Source organism: Actinomycetospora sp., from assembly GCF_055612215.1.
Genome location: NZ_JBVPVA010000193.1, coordinates 1 through 5,375 on the forward strand (window position 1 = coordinate 1; position 5,375 = coordinate 5,375).

Genomic DNA, 5,375 nt, shown 5'->3' on the forward strand with positions numbered 1-5,375 from the left:
GCCGACGGCAGCTGGACGCGCCACGAGGAGTACCACGGCCAGGTGATCGACGCGGCCGGCGACGCCGCCTCCGGCCCCTGGCCCCCGGCCCCTGGTGCCCGCCGCTAGTGCTTGCGGCCCCGCTTCTCCCGGACCCGTACGTTGATCTGCACCGGGGTGCCGGTCAGCGGGAACGTCTCGCGCAGCTTGCGCTCCAGGAACCGGCGGTAGCCCGCCTCGAGGAACCCGGAGGTGAACAGCACGAACGTCGGCGGCCGGTTCTGCGCCTGCGTGGCGTACAGGATCTTCGGCTGCTTCCCGCCGCGGACCGGGGGCGGGGTGGCGGCGACGACGTCGGCCAGCCACTGGTTGAGCTGGCCGGTCGGCACCCGCCGGTCCCAGTTCTCCAGCGCGGTGCGCATCGCCGGGGCGAGCTTCTGCACCGCCCGGCCGGTGCGCGCCGAGATGTTGACCCGCTCGACCCACGGCATCCGCACCAGCGCCCGCTCGAGCTCGCGCTTCATCGCGTGGCGGCGGTCGTCGTCGACGAGGTCCCACTTGTTCATCGCGAGGACCAGCGCGCGGCCGGCCTCGACGACCTGCGAGGCCACCCGCAGGTCCTGCTCGGCGATCGGCTCGGACGCGTCGAGGAGCAGCACGGTCACCTCGGCCGCCTCGATGGCGCCCTTGGTCCGCAGGCTGGCGTAGTACTCCATGCCGGAGGCCTGGTTGACCTTGCGGCGCAGGCCCGCGGTGTCGACGAGCTGCCAGGTCTGGCCGTCGATCTCGACGAGCGAGTCGACCGGGTCGGTCGTGGTGCCCGCGGTCGCGTCGACGACCGACCGGGTCTCACCGGTGAGCTGGTTGAGCAGGCTGGACTTGCCGACGTTCGGCTTGCCGACGAGCGCCACGCGCCGCGGGCCGCCCTCGAGGTCGACGTCGTCGCGGGGCGAGGTGGGCAGCACGTCGAGCACGGCGTCGAGCAGGTCGCCCGAGCCGCGGCCGTGCAGACCCGAGACCGGGTGCGGCTCGCCGAGGCCGAGGCGCCACAGCGCGGGGAGCTCGTCGAGGCCGCGCGCGTCGTCGACCTTCGTGGCGCACAGCAGCACCGGCCGGTCGGAGCGGCGCAGCACGCGGGCGGCGGCCTCGTCCACGGCCGTCGCGCCGACCTGGCCGTCGACCACCAGCAGGATCGCGTCGGCCGTGCGCATCGCGGTCTCGGCCTGCGCGGAGATCGCGGCCTGCATCCCCTTGGCGTCGGGGACCCAGCCACCGGTGTCCATCAGCGTGAAGCGCCGGCCGTTCCACAGCGCGTCGTAGGCCACGCGGTCGCGGGTCACGCCGGGCACGTCCTGCACGACCGCCTCGCGGCGGCCGAGGATACGGTTGACCAGCGTCGACTTGCCGACGTTCGGCCGACCGACGACGGCGAGCACCGGCTGGGCCGGGCGCCCGGAGTCGGGTCCTGCGTCGTCCAGCACCGCCCCCGCGCCGATCTCGGCGGGGAGTTCCTGCGTCAATTCATCCTCCGTTCGGGACCCCGCCGCCGACCTGTGCCAGCGCCGGGGTGAGCATGCCGCGCTCCGCGGCCAGGTCCTCGAGTCGGTCCAGCACGCCGTCGACGTCGAGCACCGAGGTGTCCACCTCGACCGCGTCGGCCGCCGCGCGCAGCGGGGACGAGGCGCGCGAGGAGTCGAGGCGGTCACGACGGGCGAGGTCGGCGCCGGTCGAGGCGGCGTCCGCGGTGCGCCCGGCCGAGGCGTCCTCGGCGGTGCGGCGGTCGGCGCGGACGTGGTCCGAGGCGATCAGGTAGATCTTCAGGCGGGCGTCGGGGACGACGACGGTGCCGATGTCGCGGCCCTCGACGACGATCCCGGCCCCGTCGGCGAGCGTCTCGTCGACGATGCGGCGCTGCTCGGCCACCAGGTGCTCGCGGACCTTCGTCAGGGCGGAGACCGCCGAGACGGCCCGGGTGACCTCGAGGCCGCGGATCTCGGCGCCGACGTCCTCGCCGGCGAGCAGCACCCGCGGCTCGGCCGGGTCGGTGGACATCACCAGGTCGGCGGCGACGGCGACCGCGACGGCCTCGTCGTTGCCCTCGGCGTCGGTGCGGGTCGCGTCGAAGGCGACCCCGGCGCGCATGACGGCGAGGGTGGCGGCGCGGTACATCGCCCCGGTGTCCAGGTAGCGGGCGCCGAGGCGCAGCGCGACCCCGCGGGCGGTGGTGGACTTGCCGGTGCCCGAGGGTCCGTCGACCGCCACGACACCCTGCAGCACCATCTCCGGCCGGTCCACGGCACGCCTCCCAGCGTTCTCGACACCCTGCCGGAAGTCCATTGTGCCAGGTTGGTGCCTGCGGCTCGTGAGCAGTAATCCGTGCCATAGGACGGATCAGTGCTCACGAGCGCGAAGCGCACCTACAGGCCGACCGCCTTGTACAGCGACCCCACCTCGTCGCGGCCCAGCTTGCGCAGCGTCCCGGCCCGCTGGTTGCCCAGGTGCACGTCGCCGACGGCCGTGCGCACCAGGCGTTCCACCGGCTTGTCGATCGCCTCGAAGATCCGGCGCACGATGCGGTTGCGGCCCTCGTGCAGGACCACCTCGACCATGACCCGCGAGCCGGCCCGGTCGACCACCCGGAAGCTGTCGACCGCCGCCGGGCCGTCGTCGAGTTCGACCCCGGCGCGCAGCCGCTGGCCGAGGTCCTTCGCGATCGGGGTGCGGATCTCGGCGAGGTAGGTCTTCGGGACCTCGTACGACGGGTGCATCAGCCGGTTGGCGAGCTCGCCGTCGTTGGTGAGCAGCAACAGGCCCTCGGTCGCGGCGTCGAGGCGCCCGACGTGGAAGAGGCCCTTCGTGCTCGACGCCTTCTCGAGCACGACGTCGCCGACACAGCGACGGCCGTGCTCGTCCCACATCGTCGAGAGCATCCCCTCGGGCTTGTTCAGCGCGAGGTGGACGACCTCGGTGTCGGTCATGACCCGGCTGCCGTCGACGTGGATGACGCTGGAGTCCGGGTCGACGCGGCGGCCCATCTCCTTGACGACCTCGCCGTCGACCTCCACCCGACCCTGGCGCATCAGGATCTCTGCCTGCCTCCGCGAGGCCACGCCGGCCTCGGAGAGGACCTTCTGCAGGCGGACTCCCTGCTCACCCTCGGTCACAGGGGTCCAGCGTAGTCGGTGGCGGCACTAGCATCCCGGGTCGTGTCGACGCCGACGGTCGGGACTCGACCGCGCCTGCGGCTCGCGGTCGCCGCCGGGGCGGCCGCCCTGGCCGCCGCGATGGGCGTCGGACGGTTCGTCTTCACCCCGATCATCCCGGTGATGGGGGCCGAGGTCGGCCTGACGACCGCCGGGGCCGGCCTGCTCGCCTCGGTCAACTACGTCGGCTACCTCGTGGGCTGCCTCCTGGCCGCGGCGCCGGTCGTGCGCCGCCACCGCGGTGCCGTGCTGACGGCGGGTCTCGCGCTGACCGTCGTGACGCTCGCCGCCATGCCGCTCACGACGTCGTCCGTGGTCTGGTCGGGCGCCCGGTTCGTCTCCGGGGTCGCGAGCGCGTTCGCCTTCGTCACCGCGGCCGACCTGGTGCTGACGCTGCTGCGCCGCCACGGCCGCGACGACCTCGCCGGCTGGGTCTTCGGCGGGGTCGGCGCCGGGATCGCGCTGTCCGGCGCGGTGACCCCACTCGCCGCGGCGGTGGGCGGCTGGACCGCGACCTGGTACCTCGCCGCGGTCCTCGCGCTGGCGCTGGCCGTCCCCGCGCTGCGGCTGGCGCGGCTGCCCACGGGCCCCGACGACGACGGCGAGGGCGCCGGTCCCCCGCCCCGGGTGATACTCCTGGTGGCGCTCGGCGTCGCGTACTTCCTCGAGGGCGCCGGCTACATCATCACCGGCACCTTCCTCGTCGACGTCGCGACCGGGATCGGGCCGGCCTGGGTCGCGGCGAGCAGCTGGACGATCGCCGGGCTCGCCGCGGTGCCCTCGTGCGTGGTGTGGGCGCGGATCGCCGCCCGCCGCGGCCGGGGTCCGACGCTGATCGCCGCGCTCGGGGTGCAGGCCGTCGGGCTGGCGCTGCCCGCGCTCGTGGCCGCGCCCGCCGCCGTCGTGGTCTCCGCGGTCGTTTTCGGCGGCACGTTCGTCGCGATCGTCATGCTGACCCTGCCGCTGGCCCGGGCCCTCGCGGGCCGCGGCGCCGGACCCGTCGTCGCGGTCTTCTCCGCGCTCTACGCGCTGGGCCAGGCCGTGGGGCCGGTCAGCGTGGCCCTCCTGGGCGGCGACGACGCCCGGCCCGCCCTGGCGCTCGGCGGCGCCCTGGTGGTGGCCGCGGCGCTCGTCGCGCTCCCGGCGGCGCGGGCGGCCCGGTGACGCGTGGGCGTTCCGGCGAGGGGCGCCTCTCGTCGATCTGGTCGACAGAAGGTGCCCTTCGCTCGAATCCGGTGCCTAGAGCTCGTCGATGTCGTCGACCTCGGGCAGCAGCGGCGCGATCGGGGGCAGGTCCTCGAGCGAGGCGAGGCCCAGGCGCTCCAGGAAGAGCTCCGTGGTCCGGTACAGGGTGCCACCGGTGGCCGCGTCCAGGCCCGCCTCGACGATCAGACCCCGCGCGGTCAGCGTGCGCATGACGCCGTCGACGTTGACCCCGCGCACCGCGGCCACCCGCGAGCGCGTCACCGGCTGCCGGTAGGCGACGACGGCGAGGGTCTCCAGCGCCGCCCGCGTGAGCCGCGAGCGCTGCCCGTCGAGCACGAACCGCTCGACGTACGGGGCGAACCGGCCCCGCGAGGCGTACCGCCAGCCCTCGTCGGTGACCCGCAGCTCGAAGCCCCGGTCCGCGTACGACGCCGCGAGGCGCTCGAGCGCGCCGACCACGCGCGCGACCGGCTCCTCCAGCACCTCGGCGAGCTGGCCCGCGGGCACCGGGGCGTCGACGACCATGAGCACCGCCTCGAGGGCGGCGTCGAGCTCGGCGTCGTCACCGAGCGCCGGGAGCTCGTCCTCGGCCGAGCTCACGAGCGCTCCGGGTCGAGCGCCGCGCTCCCGCCGTCCTCGTCGCCCGGCGCCCACCGGACGGCGAGCTCGGCGAACGCCTCCTCCTGGTCGAGCGCGACCTGGCGCGAGCGGTACATCTCCAGCACGCCGAGGAAGCGCCCGACGACCTCGACCCCGTGCATCGCGTCCTCGCACAACTGCGCGAACGTCAGCCGCCCGGCGCGGCGCAGCCGACCGGTCATGATCTCGACCTGCTCGGGCACCGACACCGACGGCGCGTGCAGGTGGTCCAGCCCGACCGTGGGCGGGGTCGAGCTCGGCGTCGTCACCGAGCGCCGGGAGCTCGTCCTCGGCCGAGCTCACGAGCGCTCCGGGTCGAGCGCCGCGCTCCCGCCGTCCTCGTCGCCC

The 5,375-nt window shown here is 75.0% G+C and carries 6 protein-coding genes; 1 reads left to right on the top strand and 5 read right to left on the bottom strand.

Annotation, left to right across the window (positions count from 1 at the left end; translation table 11 throughout):
• Positions 1–104: 104 nt before the first annotated feature.
• The 3 genes from der to AC0CYZ_RS05280 all read right to left on the bottom strand — a co-directional run bounded on the left by der (position 105) and on the right by AC0CYZ_RS05280 (position 3,143).
• Entirely contained in the window at positions 105–1,475 is a 1,371-nt protein-coding gene (gene der / locus AC0CYZ_RS05270; protein WP_472213033.1) for a ribosome biogenesis GTPase Der, read from the bottom strand.
• A 25-nt stretch (positions 1,476–1,500) separates the two neighbouring features.
• Positions 1,501–2,259: a (d)CMP kinase gene (gene cmk, locus AC0CYZ_RS05275; protein WP_472213035.1), complete on the bottom strand. Its 759-nt coding sequence runs from the start codon at positions 2,257–2,259 to the stop codon at positions 1,501–1,503.
• Positions 2,260–2,396: 137 nt separating this feature from the next.
• Positions 2,397–3,143, bottom strand: coding sequence for a pseudouridine synthase (locus AC0CYZ_RS05280; RefSeq protein ID WP_472213028.1), 747 nt, complete (start codon positions 3,141–3,143; stop codon positions 2,397–2,399).
• Positions 3,144–3,185: 42 nt separating this feature from the next.
• Between AC0CYZ_RS05280 and AC0CYZ_RS05285 the strand changes: the two genes are divergently transcribed.
• Positions 3,186–4,346, top strand: coding sequence for a YbfB/YjiJ family MFS transporter (locus AC0CYZ_RS05285; RefSeq protein ID WP_472213030.1), 1,161 nt, complete (start codon positions 3,186–3,188; stop codon positions 4,344–4,346).
• A 75-nt stretch (positions 4,347–4,421) separates the two neighbouring features.
• On the opposite strand, the gene scpB is transcribed toward AC0CYZ_RS05285, so the two are convergent.
• Both scpB and AC0CYZ_RS05295 read right to left on the bottom strand, forming a co-directional pair.
• The gene (gene scpB, locus AC0CYZ_RS05290) at positions 4,422–5,042 is read right to left on the bottom strand and encodes an SMC-Scp complex subunit ScpB (RefSeq protein ID WP_472213032.1); all 621 of its coding nucleotides are present in this window, start codon (positions 5,040–5,042) and stop codon (positions 4,422–4,424) included.
• Entirely contained in the window at positions 4,985–5,209 is a 225-nt protein-coding gene (locus AC0CYZ_RS05295; RefSeq protein WP_472213037.1) for a segregation/condensation protein A, read from the bottom strand. Before AC0CYZ_RS05295 ends, scpB begins: the two co-directional genes overlap by 58 nt.
• Positions 5,210–5,375 lie beyond the last annotated feature (166 nt).

Coding starts and splice junctions, on each gene's coding strand:
- AC0CYZ_RS05295 (WP_472213037.1), bottom strand. CDS start 5,209: ATGACCGGTCGGCTGCGCCGCGCCGGGCGGCTGACGTTCGCGCAGTTG.
- cmk (WP_472213035.1), bottom strand. CDS start 2,259: ATGGTGCTGCAGGGTGTCGTGGCGGTCGACGGACCCTCGGGCACCGGC.